At 69.7% G+C, this 15996-nt stretch carries 14 protein-coding genes; 9 read left to right on the top strand and 5 right to left on the bottom strand.

All coding sequences use genetic code 11. From position 1 onward, the window contains the following. Nucleotides 1-102: 102 nt before the first annotated feature. Nucleotides 103-2145: a bifunctional DedA family/phosphatase PAP2 family protein gene (locus BLV92_RS22875; protein ID WP_090549272.1), complete on the top strand. Its 2043-nt coding sequence runs from the start codon at nt 103-105 to the stop codon at nt 2143-2145. On the opposite strand, the gene BLV92_RS22870 is transcribed toward BLV92_RS22875, so the two are convergent. Beyond that, entirely contained in the window at nt 2114-2410 is a 297-nt protein-coding gene (locus tag BLV92_RS22870) for a hypothetical protein (RefSeq protein ID WP_177197949.1), read from the bottom strand. The two genes, BLV92_RS22875 and BLV92_RS22870, sit on opposite strands and share 32 nt — an antisense overlap. Before the next feature lie 249 nt (nt 2411-2659). On the opposite strand from BLV92_RS22870, the gene BLV92_RS22865 reads away from it, so the two are divergent. The 5 genes from BLV92_RS22865 (at nt 2660) to BLV92_RS22845 (ending at nt 7375) form a co-directional block, all read left to right on the top strand. Continuing rightward, entirely contained in the window at nt 2660-3766 is a 1107-nt protein-coding gene (locus tag BLV92_RS22865; RefSeq protein WP_244283893.1) for a Dyp-type peroxidase, read from the top strand. Then, entirely contained in the window at nt 3759-4559 is an 801-nt protein-coding gene (locus tag BLV92_RS22860) for a family 1 encapsulin nanocompartment shell protein (RefSeq protein WP_090549266.1), read from the top strand. Before BLV92_RS22865 ends, BLV92_RS22860 begins: the two co-directional genes overlap by 8 nt. A 157-nt stretch (nt 4560-4716) precedes the next feature. Continuing rightward, nucleotides 4717-5037 (top strand): pyrimidine/purine nucleoside phosphorylase, encoded by a 321-nt coding sequence (gene ppnP, locus BLV92_RS22855; protein ID WP_090549263.1) that lies wholly within the window; start codon nt 4717-4719, stop codon nt 5035-5037. Between the two features lie 270 nt (nt 5038-5307). Beyond that, nucleotides 5308-6720, top strand: coding sequence for a chloride channel protein (locus tag BLV92_RS22850; RefSeq protein WP_090549260.1), 1413 nt, complete (start codon nt 5308-5310; stop codon nt 6718-6720). 46 nt (nt 6721-6766) lie between these two features. Next, nucleotides 6767-7375 (top strand): flavin reductase family protein, encoded by a 609-nt coding sequence (locus BLV92_RS22845; RefSeq protein ID WP_090549256.1) that lies wholly within the window; start codon nt 6767-6769, stop codon nt 7373-7375. A gap of 35 nt (nt 7376-7410) precedes the next feature. Here the strand turns inward: BLV92_RS22845 and BLV92_RS22840 are convergent, their stop codons facing one another. From BLV92_RS22840 to BLV92_RS22820, 4 genes are all read right to left on the bottom strand, one after another. Beyond that, nucleotides 7411-8562 (bottom strand): enoyl-CoA hydratase/isomerase family protein, encoded by a 1152-nt coding sequence (locus BLV92_RS22840; protein ID WP_090549254.1) that lies wholly within the window; start codon nt 8560-8562, stop codon nt 7411-7413. Next, entirely contained in the window at nt 8559-9350 is a 792-nt protein-coding gene (locus BLV92_RS22835) for an enoyl-CoA hydratase (protein ID WP_090549250.1), read from the bottom strand. Before BLV92_RS22835 ends, BLV92_RS22840 begins: the two co-directional genes overlap by 4 nt. A gap of 334 nt (nt 9351-9684) precedes the next feature. Continuing rightward, a complete protein-coding gene (locus BLV92_RS22825) occupies nt 9685-11397 on the bottom strand; it encodes an AMP-binding protein (protein WP_090549247.1) in 1713 nt (570 codons plus the stop codon). Nucleotides 11398-11523: 126 nt separating this feature from the next. After that, nucleotides 11524-12657 (bottom strand): acyl-CoA dehydrogenase family protein, encoded by a 1134-nt coding sequence (locus tag BLV92_RS22820; RefSeq protein WP_090549245.1) that lies wholly within the window; start codon nt 12655-12657, stop codon nt 11524-11526. Nucleotides 12658-12802: 145 nt separating this feature from the next. On the opposite strand from BLV92_RS22820, the gene BLV92_RS22815 reads away from it, so the two are divergent. The 3 genes from BLV92_RS22815 to BLV92_RS22805 all read left to right on the top strand — a co-directional run bounded on the left by BLV92_RS22815 (nt 12803) and on the right by BLV92_RS22805 (nt 15978). Then, nucleotides 12803-13936 (top strand): AraC family transcriptional regulator, encoded by a 1134-nt coding sequence (locus BLV92_RS22815; RefSeq protein WP_373681886.1) that lies wholly within the window; start codon nt 12803-12805, stop codon nt 13934-13936. Between the two features lie 160 nt (nt 13937-14096). After that, a complete protein-coding gene (locus tag BLV92_RS22810; protein WP_090549239.1) occupies nt 14097-14366 on the top strand; it encodes a DUF4148 domain-containing protein in 270 nt (89 codons plus the stop codon). Between the two features lie 310 nt (nt 14367-14676). After that, entirely contained in the window at nt 14677-15978 is a 1302-nt protein-coding gene (locus BLV92_RS22805; RefSeq protein ID WP_090549236.1) for an NCS2 family permease, read from the top strand. Nucleotides 15979-15996: the final 18 nt, after the last annotated feature.

Below are 15996 nucleotides of genomic sequence, written 5' to 3'. Positions count from 1 at the left end.
GCGCGCGCCCGGCTATATTGCGGATGGAGCCGGCCCAGCGCCGCTCCGCCGCCGGCCGTCCGCCGCCGGCGCGACCCGACCCAGCGCCCCAACCCGTCGTCGATGGAACATGCCTACGCCCAGTTGCTGCACCTGCTCGCCGCGCACCCCGGGTGGACGCTCGCCTTCGTATTCGCCGCCGCGTTCCTCGAATCGCTCGCGCTGATCGGCACGTTCATCCCCGGCAGTTCCGCGATGTTCGTCGCCGGCGCGTTCGTCGGCACCGGCACGCTGAACCTCGGCTGGCTGTTCGCGTTCGCGATCTCCGGCGCGGTCGCCGGCGACGGCCTCAGCTACTGGGTCGGCCGCCGTTATCGCGACGCGCTGCATCAGTTGTGGCCGTTCTGCCGCCATCCGGGCCTGCTGACCGCCGCGAAGCAGTATTTCGCCCGGCACGGCGCGCGCAGCGTGATCTTCGCGCGCTTCATCGCGCCGCTGCGCGCGGTCGTGCCGGTCGTCGCCGGCATGGTCGGCATGTCGCCGATGCGGTTCTTCGTGATGAACGTCGTGTCCGCGCTGATCTGGGCGCCCGCGCACATCCTGCCCGGCGTCGTGTTCGGCGCGTCGCTGCAACTCGCGGGCGCGGTGTCGTTCCGGCTCGTCGCGGTGCTCGCGATCTTCGCGGCGGCCGGCTGGCTGATCTTCCGCGTGTCGCGGATCGTGCTGTCGCACGCGGACGCGTGGGCGAGCGCGTCGCGGCAACGGGCGGCGCGCTGGGCCGCGCAGCACCACGGCGCGACCGCGCGCCGGCTCGCGCGGCTGCTCGACCCCGCGCAGCCCGCGCTCGGCGCGGTCGTCGTGCTGACCGGCCTCGTGCCGGTATGCGCGGCGATCTTCTCGTACGTGCTCGGCAACGTGCTGCGCGGCGATCCGCTCGTGCAGGTCGACCAGTCGGTGCGCCAGTTCCTGTATTCGATCCGCACGACGTGGGCCGACACGCTGCTCGCGCGGATCGAGACGCTCGGCAGCGCGCCCGCGCTGATCGCGCTGATGGCGGCCGTCACGGTCTGGATGGCGGTCGAGCGGCGCTGGCGCACGATCGCCTACTGGCTGATCGCGGCGGCGTTCTCGCAGTTGCTGATCCTCGCGATCCGCGTCGTGATCCACCACACGCCGGCCGACGACGGCAACCTCGACGCGTTCGTGTTCCCGAGCGACCGCGTCGCGTCGATGGTGATCGTGTACGGCTTCGTGATGTTCCTGCTGGTGCGGCGCGTGTCGCGCTGGCAGGTCGCGGTCGCGGTGGCGACGGCCGGCAACGCGATCATCGTCGCATTCGGCTTCGCGGGGCTGTACTTCGACCGCTTCCTGTTTTCCGACGCGGTCGGCGGCGCGGCGTTCGCGTCGATCTGGGTGGCGGTCGTCGTGCTGACGTCGCTGTGGCGCTACCCGGACCATCCGCCGTCGCGCAACTTCATGCCGCTCGCATTCGCCGGCGTGCTGGCGGCGGCGCTCGTGCTGCAGCCGGTCGAGGAGCCGCGCGCGGGCGGCATGGCGGCGCGCGGCGCGGACGAGCCGCTGGTGCTCACGCGCCTGCAATGGACCGACACGTCGTGGAAGACCTTCGCGTGCTACCGCGTCGACATGAAGGGCGGCCGCCGCGAGCCGATGACGATCCAGTGGGCCGCGAGCGCGGCCGACCTGTCCGCCGCGCTGCGCGACGCCGGCTGGACCAAAGGCCCGCAGTTCACCGCGCATGGCCTGCTGTCGCTGGTGTCGCCGCAGGTGAACGCGACCGCGCTGCCGATCCTGCCGAAGCTGAACAACGGCGTGCCGTCGCCGCTCGTGTTCGCGCGTGCGCATCTGCCGGACGACCCGGCGCATCCGGGCGCGCGCCGCGACGTGCTGCGCTTCTGGCCGAGCGGTTATGCGCTGCTGCGCGACGACGGCCGCCCGCCGGCGACGATCTGGGTCGGCACGCTCGTCTACGAGCGGCTGCGCCGGCCGTCGTGGCCGTTCAACGTGCTGGTGCAGTATGCGGGGGATCAGGAGCGGCCGATCGCCGGGCCAAACGGCCCGCCGGGCTGGCAGGCGGTCGTGATGCCGGCGAGCGAGGGCTGCGAGGAGCGGCCGGTCACGCTGCTGGTCCCGGACGATCGCCGCTGACGCCGGCCGACCAGCGCCCGGTCGCGCGATAGTGATCGATGCGGCGGCGGCCTTCCGCATACGCGGCGTCGAGCGCCGCGTCCTCGCCGGAGTAGTTGCGCATCAGGTCGTGAAAACGCACGCTCTGCCCGTCGAGATGCGCATCCGCGCCGTGCCGGCACAGGTACGCGCTGTAGTGGAACAGCGGCTCGGGCGAGCGCGGCCCGAACGCGGGAAGCGTCAGCACCCAGATCTCGAAGCCTTCGTGCTCGGTGTGGTCCCACATCGTGCGTCTCCATGGCTGAAGATACGGCGATCGTAGCATGGCGCCCCCGCGCGGACGCGGCGCGAAGGCCGCGCGCAAAACCCCGCCGCATGACGCTCCTCAGCGGTCCGCGCGAACGCGCGCATGCCGTGCAAGCGTCGCACCCGTCAGTTTGGTTAAACTATGGGGCCACAAGAATCATGCGAATCACGCCGAGCCGCCGGAGACCTCCGGCGGCCGGTCCCGGTCACGCCCGATCACGCCTGAGCCATGCCCGACCCCATGACGCCCCAGCCAGCCGCCCCCGAGCCGCAGTCCGTTTCCAGTTCCGTCACGCGCAGCGCGATCTTCCTCGTCGCGACGATCAACGACGACCCGCAAAGCCGTGCGACGGTGCGCGCCTGGTGCGCGGACGTCGCCGCGCTCGTGCGCTCGGTCGGCAAGCGCGTGCCGGCCGGCAACCTCAGCTGCGTGTGCGGCTTCGGCTCGAAGGCGTGGGACCTGCTGTTCGGCGAGCCGCGCCCGGCCGGACTGCATCCGTTCCGCGAGTTCGGCTCCGGCGAGCGCGTCGCGGTCGCGACGCCCGGCGACCTGCTGCTGCACATCCGCGCGGACCAGATGGACCTGTGCTTCGAACTCGCGACGCAGTTGATGAACCGTCTCGAAGGCGCGGTGACGACCGTCGACGAGGTGCACGGATTCCGCAACTTCGACATGCGCGCGATGATCGGTTTCGTCGACGGCACCGAGAACCCGAGCGGCAGCGAGGCCGCGCACTTCACGGTGATCGGCGACGACGACCCGGCGTTCGCGGGCGGCAGCTACGTGCTCGTGCAGAAGTACCTGCACGACATGAAAGGCTGGAACGCGCTGCCGGTCGAGATGCAGGAGCGCATCATCGGCCGCACGAAGCTGTCGGACATCGAACTCGACGAAACGGTGAAGCCCACCTGGTCGCATAGCTCGCTGACGACGCTCGAAACGCCGGACGGCGACGAGATCAAGATCGTGCGCGACAACATGCCGTTCGGCCGGCCCGGCTCCGGCGAGTTCGGCACGTACTTCATCGGCTATGCGCGCTCGCCGCAGCCGATCGAGCAGATGCTGGAAAACATGTTCGTCGGCCAGCCGCCCGGCAACTACGACCGCCTGCTCGATTTCAGCCGCGCGGTGACGGGCGGGCTGTTTTTCGTGCCGTCGCAGCCGCTGTTCGAGGCGCTCGCCGACCGCGACCCGTCCGCCGCCGCGGCCGAAGCCGCCGCGGCCGTATCGGCGGCGTCCGCTTCGGCGGCCTCCCCCTCCACCGCGAACGCCGCGCCGTCCGGCGACGGCTCGCTGAATGTCGGTTCCCTCAAAGGAGCACCCCGGTATGAATAACCTGCATCGCGAACTGGCGCCGATCTCGTCGGCCGCCTGGTCGCAGATCGAAGAAGAAGTGTCCCGCACGTTCAAGCGCTCGCTCGCGGGCCGGCGCGTCGTGGACGTGAACGGGCCGTGCGGCGCCGCGCTCGCGGCGGTCGGCACCGGCCATCAGAACGGCATCGAGGCGCCGCTCGACGGCATTCGCGCGCGCCAGCGCGAGGTGAAGTCGGTGGTCGAACTGCGCGTGCCGTTCGAACTGTCGCGCGATGCGATCGACGACGTCGAGCGCGGCGCGGAGGACTCGGACTGGCAGCCGGCGAAGGACGCGGCGACGCGCCTCGCGTATGCGGAAGACCGCGCGATCTTCGACGGCTACAAGGCCGCGCAGATCACCGGCATCCGCGAAGGCACGTCGAACCCGGTGCTGCCGCTGCCGGCCGACATCGCCGACTATCCGAACGTGATCGCGAAGGCGCTCGAACAGCTTCGGCTGCAAGGCGTGGACGGCCCGTACACGGTGCTGCTCGGCTCGGACGCGTACACGGCGGTCAGCGAGGCGAGCGACCAGGGTTACCCGATCCTCGAACACATCCGCCGGCTCGTGAACGGCGAGATCATCTGGGCGCCCGCGATCGTCGGCGGCAGCATCCTGACGACGCGCGGCGGCGACTTCGCGCTGCATCTCGGCCAGGACGTGTCGATCGGTTATCTGAGCCACACCGACACGACGGTGCGCCTGTATCTGCAAGAGAGCTTCACGTTCCTGCTGCTGACCACCGAAGCGTCGGTGGCCGTGAAGCCGGAATGACCGATGCGCGGACGGCTCCCCATCCGTCCGCGACCTTCCCCGCCGCGCGGTTTTCCGTCGCGCGCCGCGCGCGGGCCGGTATGATGACGGCCTTGCCGCGCGCGCCGCGCGCCACGCTTTCACTCACACGGCTAACCAACACCCAGGGGGAATTTCCATGACGGCCGCAACGCAGTTCGACCAGGTCTCCGTCGTCAAGCGCGCCAACGTCTATTTCGACGGCAAGTGCGTGTCGCATACCGTGCTGTTCGCGGACGGCAGCCGCAAGACGCTCGGCGTGATCCTGCCGGGCACGCTGAACTTCGGCACCGATGCGCCGGAACTGATGGAAGTGCAGGCCGGCCAGTGCCGCATCCGGCTCGACGGCAGCAGCGAATGGCAGACCTACGGCGCGGGAGACACGTTCTCGGTGCCAGGCAAGAGCCGCTTCGACATCGACGTGATCGAGACGCTCGATTACGTGTGCAGCTATCTGTGAACCCGCATCGCGTCGCCTGAAGCGGGACGGTCGCGGCTCGCGCCGTGACCCGACAGAGAGAACCACGCCGCGCTTTGCGCGGCGTTTTCGTTTCCAGCCTGCGAGCGCGCGGCACCTGCCGCCCGACACGACAGCGCCCCTTTCGGCTGGCTACAATGCGCCGAAGCGCGGACCTCGTCGCGCGGCGCGCTTCGGAGAGAAGCAGCCGCCGCGCGAAACCGCCGTTCCGGCCGAAAGGCCCGTTGCCCGATCGAAGCGACCGCAACCCGCATGCGCCCCCTGCCCCGTTCCGCCGGTTCAACCGGTTCAGCCGATACCCGACCGCGCGCCGCCACCGACCGGCCGCCGCCGCGCAGCCCGTTCGTCACGCTGGCGGTCGTCACGGTGCTGACCGGCATCGGCGCGGGCCTCGGCGGGATGCTGCTCGCGCTGCTGCTGCATGAAGTGCAGCACCTCGCCTACGGCTACAGCGAGGCGCATGTGATCAGCCGCGAAACCTTCCTGCAAGGGGTGACCGGCACGTCGCCCGCGCGCCGCGTCGCGGTGGTGATCGCATGCGGCGCGATCGCCGGCGGCGGCTGGTGGGCGCTGTACCGGTTCGGCCGCCCGCTCGTCGGCATCGCGGCCGCGCTGAAGCCGGGCGGCGCGAGAATGCCGGTGTTGTCCACGCTCGTGCATGCGCTGCTGCAGATCGTCACCGTCGCGATGGGCTCGCCGCTCGGCCGCGAAGTCGCGCCGCGCGAAGTCGGCGCGGTGTTCGCGAGCTGGCTGTCGAAGCGCACCGGCCTCACCGCCGCCGAGCGCCGCGTGATGATCGCGTGCGGCGCGGGGGCGGGGCTCGCGGCCGTCTACAACGTGCCGCTCGGCGGCGCGGTGTTCGTGCTCGAAGTGCTGCTCGGCACGTTCGCGTGGTCCGCCGTGATTCCGGCGCTGACCACGTCGTCGATCGCGGCGGTCGTCGCGTGGATCGGGCTGGGCGACGAGCAGCAGTACCACGTGCCCGCGTATGCGGTCGATGCGCATCTGCTGCTGGGGTCCGCGCTGTGCGGGCCGCTGTTCGGCGCGGCCGCGCATGGATTCGCGCAACTGACGAGCCGCGCGCGCGAAGCGTCGCCGAAGGACTGGCGGCTGCCCGCGTTCGCGCTCGCGAACTTCGCGGCGATCGGGCTGCTCGCGATTCCGTTTCCGCAACTGCTCGGCAACGGCAAGGGGCCGGCGGGACTGAGCTTCGCCGACGACCTCGGCATCGGTCTCGCGGCGACGCTGCTCGCGCTGAAAGTGCTGATCACGACGACGACGCTGCGCGCCGGCGCGAAAGGCGGGCTGCTGACGCCGGGGCTCGCGAACGGCGCGCTGCTCGCGATCGTGATCGGCGGCCTCGCGAATCATCTGTGGCCGGGGCTGTCGCCGGGCGCGTTCGCAATCGTCGGCGCGGCCGCGTTTCTCGCGGCGTCGATGCAGATGCCCGTCACCGCGATCGTGCTGGTGCTCGAATTCACGCACGTGAACCACGATCTCGCGATACCGATGCTGCTCGCGGTCGCCGGCGCGGTCGCGACACAACGCTGGATCGCGCAGCCGCGCAGCCGCGCGCTGGCCCGCATCGAGCGGAGCGCGCCCCGCCCACGCCGCGCATCGCAGCCCGCCGCGAACGAAACCGAAAACCGCGAAACGCTCGATTGAACCCGCGCCGCGCAACCCTTCACGCATCCTCGACAAGGAACCCACGATGAACACCGACAACCATCGCCAGGACGTCGAACTCGCGCGCTGCACGCGCCTGCTGAACCACGGTCCCGTGACGATCGTCACGAGCCAGCACGACGGACGCGCGAACGTGATGTCCGCGTCGTGGGCGATGCCGCTCGACTTCGATCCGCCGAAGGTCGTCGTCGTGATCGACAGCCACACGCTGACGCGCCGCCTCGTCGAGGCGAGCGGCGTGTTCGGTTTGCAGTTGCCGGCCGTCGCGTTCGCGCGGCAGACGCTCGCGGTCGGCACGAGCAACGGCGTCGAGATCGACAAGTTCGCGGCGTTCGACCTGCGCACGTTTCGCGGCCGGCAGATCGACGTGCCGATGCTCGCGGACTGCGTAGCCTGGTTCGAATGCAAGGTGATTCCGGACGACGCGCAGCGCCACGACCTGATCCTCGCGGAAGTCGTCGCCGCGTACGCGGACTCGCGCGTGTACTCGCACAACCGCTGGCACTTCGAAGCGACGCCCGAACTGCGGACCTGCCACTACGTCGCGGGCGGCACGTTCTTCGCGACCGGCGAACCGTTCGAGGTGCAGGCGACGCCGCCGGCGGTGACCGGGAGCAGCGCGCCGCAACCCTGACGCGTTGTCGTTGCCGTTGCGTCGTCGTTGCGCCGTCAGCCGCCCAGGTCCGCGAGCGGATGCGTGCCGGCCCACCACGGCGACACGAGGAAATGGCGCACACGCTCGGGCCGCACTTCGGCGAGCGTCGCGGGCGCCCAGCGCGGCGCGCGGTCCTTGTCCACCAGATGCGCGCGCACGCCTTCGCAGAAGTCGCCCTCTTCGATCGCGCGCGAGACGATGCCGAGTTCCATCCGGAAGCAGTCGGCCAGCGACATCTGCCGGCCGCGCAGCAACGCCTCGCGCGTGACCGCGAGCATCGTCGGCGAATAATGCGTGAGCGCATCGAGCGTCGCGTTCAGCCAGTCGCGCTCCGAGGCCGGCGGATCGCGTTCGAGATCCGCCCGCAACGTCGCGACGATCCGCGCGACGTCCGCATGACGGTCGAAGTGGCGGCCAATCAGCGGCGCGAGCGAAGCGAGCGCGCCCGTCTGCGCGACGTCGTTGTCCATCGGCACGAATACGCGCCGCAACGCGGCTGGCAGGTCGTCATCGTGCAGCGGCATCCGTTGCAGCCGGTCCTCGAAACCGTCCAGCCATTCGCCGGACACGCACGCGTCCGCCAGTCCGCACTGCACCGCGTCCGCGCCGGTCAGCAGCGCGCCGGTCAGCCCGACGTATAGTTCCGTCTCGACCGGCATCGCCGCGAGGAAACGCGTCGCGCCGACGTCCGGCAGCATGCCGATGCGCGTCTCCGGCATCGCGATCTTCGAGCGCGTCGTCGCGACGCGCAGCCGCGCCGCCTGGCCGAGCCCCATTCCGCCGCCCATCGTCACGCCGTCGAGCAGCGCGACAAGCGGCTTCGACAACGTGTGCAGCGCGTAATCGAGCCGGTATTCGTCGAGGAAGAATTGCAGCCAGCCGGCGTCGCCGTCGCGTTCGCGGTCGCACGCGAGGCGATACAGCGCGCGCACGTCGCCGCCCGCGCAGAAACCCTTCTGCCCCGCGCCGTTCAGCACCATCGCGACGATGTGGTCGTCGTTGCGCACCCGGTCGAGCAGCGCCGCGAGGTCGCGCACCATCGTGGGCGACAGCGCATTGAGCGCGGCCGGACGATTCAGCGTGACGATCGCGACGCGATTCACGACGCGAAACAGCACGTCGTTTTGCGCTTCGTTCTTATCCATCGTGGCCGGCGTCGCGCTCATGCGTTGCCCTCCGTCGCGGTGCCCCAGCGCGGCGCGCGCTTTTCGAGGAACGCGTTCACGCCTTCGCGCTGATCGGCCGAGCCGGCCAGATCGACGAAGCGTTCGCGCTCGACCGCGAGCGCCGCCGAACGCGGCACGCCGTTGCGCGCCTGATGGATCAGCGTCTTGCTGAACGACACCGCCTGCGGGCTCAGCGACGCGACGCGCGCGGCCATCGCGAGCGCGGCGTCGCGCGCGCCGCCGGTCGGCACGACCTCCTCGACGAGCCCGATGCGCAGCGCGGTCGCCGCGTCGACACGTTCGCCGGTCAGGATGATCCGCTTCGCCCAGCCTTCGCCGACGAGCCACGGCAGCGTCTGCGTGCCGCAGCCGCACGGCAGCAGCCCGACCGCCGTTTCGGGCAACGCGAGCAGCGCGTGCTCTTCCGCGACGCGGATGTCGCATGCGAGCGCGCATTCGAGGCCGCCGCCCATCGCATAACCGTTGATCGCCGCGATCACGACCGGCCGCGCGTTCTGCAACGCCTCGAATGCCGAGCCGAACGCGGATGCCGCGTCGCGCGCGACGTCGCGGTCGCCCGACGCGAACGTGTTCAGATCCGCGCCCGCGCTGAAGAACTTCGGGCCGCTGCCGGTGACGACGACCGCGCGCACCTGCGGTTGCGCGTCGAACGCCTCGACGACCTGCTGCAACTGGCGCAGCCCATCGGGCGTGAACGCGTTCGCGGGCGGACGCGCCAGCGTGACGACGGCCACCGCGCCGCCGTGCGTGAATTCGAATTCGATCATGGGGGGTCTCCGTCGATCAGTGGCATGGACGCGCGAGCCGGGCTACCCGCGTTCGCGCGAATGTGCGCGGCGGGAAGCCGCACGCGTCGTATTGCATGCGTGTCGCGCCGTAGCGCGTTTTGCGCGGCCGGCTTCATGCCGGCCGCGCGGTTCGCGGTTCGCGGTTCGCGGTTCGCGGTTCGCGGTTCGCGGTTCGCGGTTCGCGGTTCGCGGTTCGCGGTTCGCGGTTCGCGGTTCGCGGTTCGCGGTTCGCGGTTCGCGGTTCGCGGTTCGCGGTTCGCGGTTCGCGGTTCGCGGTTCGCGGTTCGCGGTTCGCGGTTCGCGGTTCGCGCGATCAGCGCAGGTCGGGAAAATCTTCTTCCCAGTATTCGCCGGGCAGCCGCGCCGGTTCCGCGCCGCGCTCCATTTCGCGGCGGCGCAGTTCGACGCGGCGAATCTTGCCGGAGATCGTCTTCGGCAGATCGCTGAATTGCAGCCGGCGAATACGCTTGTACGGCGCGAGTTTTTCGCGCGAGAAACGGAACACCGCGCGCGCGAGTTCCGGGCCGATCTCGTAACCCTGCCGCACGGTGACGAACGCCTTCGGCACCGACAGCCGCAGCGCGTCCGCGCTCGGCACGACCGCCGCTTCCGCGATCGCCTCGTGCTCGATCAGCACGCTCTCCAGCTCGAACGGACTCAACCGGTAGTCGGACGACTTGAACACGTCGTCCGCGCGGCCGACGTACACGTAATAGCCGTCGTCGCGGCGCAGCGCGACATCGGACGTGTGGTAGTAGCCGTTGCGCATCGCGTACTCCGTCGCCTTCGCGTTGTTCGCGTAGCCGGTCATCAGCCCGAGCGGCCGATGCGCGAGCGGCAGCGCGATTTCGCCCTCGGCGACCGGCTGGTCGTCCGCATCGACCAGTTCGACTCGATAGCCGGGCAGCGGCCGCCCCATCGATCCCGCGACGACCGGCTGGCCCGGCGAATTGCCGATCTGGCAGGTCGTTTCGGTCTGCCCGTAGCCGTCGCGGATCGTGATGCCCCACGCGTGCCGCACGCGCTCGATGATCTCCGGATTCAGCGGCTCGCCCGCGCCGACGATCTCGCGCAGTTTCACCGGATACGACGCGAGCGGCTCCTGCACGAGCATCCGCCACACGGTCGGCGGCGCGCACAACGTGGTGACGCCGCATTGGACGAGCGCGGTCAGCGTGTCCTTCGGCACGAAGCGCGCGTAGTTGTAGACGAACACGCACGCCTGCGCATTCCATGGCGCGAAGAAGCAGCTCCACGCGTGTTTCGCCCAGCCCGGCGAGCTGATGTTCCAGTGCACGTCGCCCGGTTGCAGCCCGACCCAGTACATCGTCGACAGATGGCCGACCGGGTAGCTCTCGTGCGTGTGCTCGACGAGCTTCGGCTTCGACGTGGTGCCCGACGTGAAATACAGCAGCAGCGGGTCGGTCGCGTTCGTCGGGCCGTCCGGCTCGAACGACGCACTCGCGCCGTATGCGCGGCCGAGGTCGATCCAGCCTTCGGCCTCGTCCGGCCGCGCGCCGACCGCGATGCGTTTCACGCTCGCATCGAGCGCGTCGAACTTCGCGAGTTCGGCCGCATCGACGACGACAAAACGCGCGCCACCCGCTTCGACGCGCTCGCGCACGTCGTCGGGCGACAGTTGCGTGGTTGCGGGCAGCACGACCGCGCCGAGCTTCATCGCGGCGAGCATCACGTCCCATAACTCGACGCGGTTCGGCAGCATCAGCAGCAGACGGTCGCCGCGCGCGACGCCGTGTTCGCGCAGGAAGTTCGCCATCCGCGACGAGCGTTCCGCCATCTGCGCGAACGACAGCCGCGTGCCGCCGCCGGCCGGGTCGTCGACGATCCATAACGCGGGGTTGTCGTTGCCGCGCGCGATGACGTCGAAGTAGTCGAGCGCCCAGTTGAACGTGTCGAGCTTCGGCCATTCGAACTCGCGATACGCGCGTTCGTAGTCGGTGCGATGACGCAGCAGCAGATCGCGTGCGTCGAGGAAGGCTTGCGCGGAACGTGTGTTGCGGGTCATTGTTGTCTCCTTCGTCGAGGCCACTTGGCACCCTGGCACCTTGGCGCCTTGGCGCCTGCCGCGCCTCGCTCCATTTATCGAAATCGGCCAATCCGAACCGCAATCGGCCCACAACCCTCCTCGCCCCTACAACTGCCGCGCGATCACCATCCTTTGCACTTCGCTGGTCCCCTCGTAAATCTGCGTGATCCGCGCATCGCGATAATGCCGCTCGACGTTATAGTCCGCGAGATAACCATACCCGCCGTGAATCTGTATCGCGTGCGAGCACACTTCCTCCGCCATCTCGGACGCATACAGCTTCGCCTGCGACGCCTCGGACAGACACGGCTTGCCGAGCGTGCGCAGCCGCGCCGCGTGATGCACGAGAAAACGCGCGGCGTTCACGCGCGTCGCCATGTCCGCGAGCATGTTCGCGACGCTCTGATGCGCGATCAGCGGTTCGCCGAACTGCACGCGCTCGTGCGCATACGCGCGCGCCGCATCGAACGCCGCGCGCGCGATGCCGAGCGCCTGCGCGGCGATGCCGATGCGCCCGCCTTCGAGATTCGACAGCGCGATGCGCAACCCCTCGCCGCGCGCGCCGAGCAGGTTGCCTGCGGGGATCGTGCAGTTGTCGAGCGCAATCGGACAGGTGTCCGACGCGCGAATGCCCATCTTCTTTTCGGGCGGCCCGACGTTGAAGCCCGGCGTGCCGGTCGGCACGATGAACGCGGACAGGCCGCGCTTGCCCGCGTCGGGATCGGTGACCGCGAACACGATCGCGACGCCCGCGCGCGCGCCGTTCGTCACGAACTGCTTGTTGCCGTTCAGCACCCAGTGGCCGTCGCGCAGTTCGGCCCGCGTGCGCAGGTTGTTCGCCTCGGAGCCGGCCTGCGGCTCGGTCAGGCAGAACGCGCCGATCGTCTCGCCGGCCGCGAGCCGGCCGAGCCAGCGTTCCTTCTGCTCGTCGGTGCCGTATTTGAGGATCGGCCCGCAGCCGACCGAGTTGTGCACGCTGACGAGCGTCGCGCACGACGCGCAGCCGGCCGCGATCTCCTCCATCACGAGCGCGTAGGCGACGTAGTCGGTGTACGAGCCGCCGAGTTCGGGCGGCACCATCATCCCGAGAAAACCCAGCTCGCCCAACTGCTTCACGACCTCGGGCGGCAGCGCGCCGTCGCGGTCCCACTGCGCCGCGTTCGGCGCGAGGCGCTCCGTCGAAAAGTCGCGGGCTGCGTCGCGGATCATCCGCTGCTCGTCGGTATAGAACTCGTCCATCGTGTGTCTCCTCGTCTGTCTTGCGGCGGGTCGCATGCTGCGCCGCGGCGGACCGCGCGACGGCGGCCGCGTTTCGAACTGTCGCGCGACGCGGCCCCGGCCGCAAGGTTTGCGAAAAGTGTAGGGACCGGCGCGGCGGCGTCCTATGTCCTGCACGATCAACCTGCGTGAGCGGATTTGCCATACTCTACGCAGAATCGCGGCCCTGTCCGCGTTTACGCGAACCCGGACGACAATGAAAAAGAGCGAAAAAGGCACGATCTCGATGAGCCTCGTCAACGAGACCCTCGCGCTCGCCCGCGCGCGCGGGCTCGATGCGGCGCCGCTCGCCGACGCGGCCGGCATCGCGCCGGCGCTGCTCGCGGCGCCGCGCGCACGGGTGTCGTCCGCGCAGTACGGCGCGCTGTGGTCGGGCATCGCGCGCGCGCTCGACGACGAATTCTTCGGCCAGGACTCGCATCCGATGAAGAGCGGCAGTTTCGTCGCGATGACGCATGCGGCGCTCGGCGCGCGCACCGGCCGCCATGCGTTGCAGCGCGCGGCCGGTTTCATGCGGCTCGTGCTCGACGACCTCGCCGGCCAGATCGACATCGACGACACGCGCGTGCGCATCGTGCTCGCGCATCGCGACGGCACGCCGACGCCGACGATGTTCGCGTATGCGACATGGTTCATCCTCGTCTACGGGCTGGTCTGCTGGCTGGTCGGGCAGCGCATCCCGCTCGTCGCCGCGCGCTTTCGCTGCGCGATGCCGGCCGCCGCGGCCGAATACCGGCTGATGTTCTGCGACGACATGAAGTTCGCGCAGGACGCGTCGTACGTGGACCTGTCGCCCGCGTTCCTCGACCTGCCGGTCGTGCAGACCGCCGCGTCCGCCCGCACGTTCCTGCGCAGCGCGCCCGGCAACTTCGTCGTCAAGTACCGCGATCCCGGCTCGTATGCGGCGCGCGTGCGGCGCACGCTGCGCGCGTTGCCGGTGTCCGCGTGGCCCGGCGCGGACGACGTCGCGCGCCGGCTGCACGTCGCCCCCGCGACGCTGCGACGGCGGCTGAAGCAGGAAGGCCGCAGCTTCCAGTCGATCAAGGACGAACTGCGCCGCGATCTCGCGATCGGCGCGTTGCAGGACACGCGCCGCACGGTCGCGGACATTGCCGCGGACATCGGCTTCGCGGAACCGAGCGCGTTCCATCGCGCGTTCCGCAAGTGGACCGGCATGCGGCCGTCAGACTGTCGCGGCGCGCGCGGACGCGATGCCGCAACCGCATCGCATGCCGAATGATTCGCGCATTGCGTCGCCAATGAATGCAATCCTGCCTGCGCCCGATATGCAGCAAGACTGATACGGCGCAAGCAAGGAACCGTTGCGGGCGACAAGCCTTCCGGATTACGCGATCGAACCTATACTTTCAAGGGTTATCCCTGAGATGAAAGGAGTCGCAATGAAATCCGTTTCCCGTCTGATGCTCGGCATGATCGTCGCGGGTTGCGCGGCGGCTTCCGCGTCCGCATTCGCGGCGCCCACGGACCCGTCCGCGCCGAAGACGCGCGCCGAAGTCCGCGCGGACCTCATCGAATGGCGCGCGGCCGGTTTCGACCCGCTTGACTGGATCAACTATCCGGAGAACGCGCAACGCGCGGGCGCGATCGTCGCGCAGCGGCGCGCGGCCCGTGCGGCGGCCGGTGTGCCGATGCCGGGTCAATCGCAGTAACGACGCTTCACTTCCCCGTCTCTTCCTTCCCGCCTTCACCGGCGTCCCGACTCTTCCGAACCCCGCTCCGATGCCGCCGCCGGCATCGGAGCCGCGGCCTCGCTGCCGCAAGCCCGTGGCAATCGACGCAATCGCGCGCGGTCATCACCGGCCGGCACGCTGTTGCACCGGCTCCACGCCGACGCCCGATCCATCACGCGGTCAACATCCTTGTTTACAATCGCGCCCGTAACGCGCGATCCGGCCGGGATGCATTCCCGCCGGCCCGCTCCCCGAGAACCATCCGCCTCACTGTCAAAGGCCCGACTTCATGGACGCCCTCAAACGCTATTTCGGTTTCGAAGAAGCAGGCACCGACCTGCGCACCGAACTGCTCGCCGGCCTCACCACGTTCCTCACGATGGCCTACATCATCTTCGTGAACCCGGCGATCCTCGGCGACGCCGGCATGCCGAAGGAGTCGGTGTTCGTCGCGACCTGTCTCGTCGCCGCACTCGCGTCGATCATCATGGGCCTCTACGCGAACTATCCGATCGCGCTCGCGCCGGGCATGGGGCTGAACGCGTACTTCGCGTACACGGTCGTGAAGGGCATGGGCTTCACGTGGCAGGCCGCGCTCGGCGCGGTGTTCGTATCCGGCTGCCTGTTCCTGATCGTCACGCTGCTGCGCGTGCGCGAGGCGATCGTCAACGGCATCCCGCATTCGATCCGCGTCGCGATCACCGCCGGCATCGGGCTCTTCCTCGCGATCATCTCGCTGAAGACGGCCGGCGTGATCGTCGGCAACCCGGCCACGCTCGTGACGCTCGGCAACCTGCATGCCCCGCATACGATCCTCGCGATCATCGGCTTCTTCGCGATCGTCGCGCTCGACGTGCTGCGCGTGCGCGGCGCGATCCTGATCGGCATCGTCGGCGTGACGGTGCTCAGCTTCTTCTTCGGCGGCAACCAGTTTCACGGGATCTTCTCCGCGCCGCCGTCGATCGCGCCGACGTTCCTGCAACTCGACATTCGCGGCGCGCTGTCGTCCGGCGTGCTGCACGTGATCCTCGTGTTCTTCCTCGTCGAACTGTTCGACGCGACCGGCACGCTGATGGGCGTCGCGAACCGCGCGGGGCTGCTCGTGCACGGCAAGATGCACCGGCTGAACCGCGCGCTGCTCGCGGACAGCACGGCGATCGTCGCCGGCTCGGTGCTCGGCACGTCGTCGACGACCGCGTACATCGAAAGCGCATCGGGCGTGCAGGCGGGCGGCCGCACCGGCGTCACGGCGCTGACCGTCGCGGTGCTGTTCCTCGCGTGCCTGTTCGTCGCGCCGCTCGCGGGCGTGGTGCCCGACTATGCGACCGCGCCGGCGCTGCTGTACGTGTCGTGCCTGATGCTGCGCGAACTCGCGGACCTGCCGTGGGACGACGCGACCGAAGTCGTGCCGGCCACGCTCACCGCGCTCGCGATGCCGTTCACCTATTCGATCGCGAACGGCATCGCGTTCGGCTTCGTGTCGTATGCGGGCCTGAAGCTGCTGACGGGCCGCGTGCGCGACGTGAAGCTGATCGTCTGGATCATCGCGGCCGTGTTCCTGTTCCGCTACGCGTATCTCGGCGCGGAATAAAGCGGCGGCGGCATTCGT

This window comes from Paraburkholderia caballeronis, assembly GCF_900104845.1.
GTDB classification, from domain to species: Bacteria; Pseudomonadota; Gammaproteobacteria; order Burkholderiales; family Burkholderiaceae; genus Paraburkholderia; species Paraburkholderia caballeronis.
This window is presented reverse-complemented; position numbering and strand designations above follow the sequence as displayed.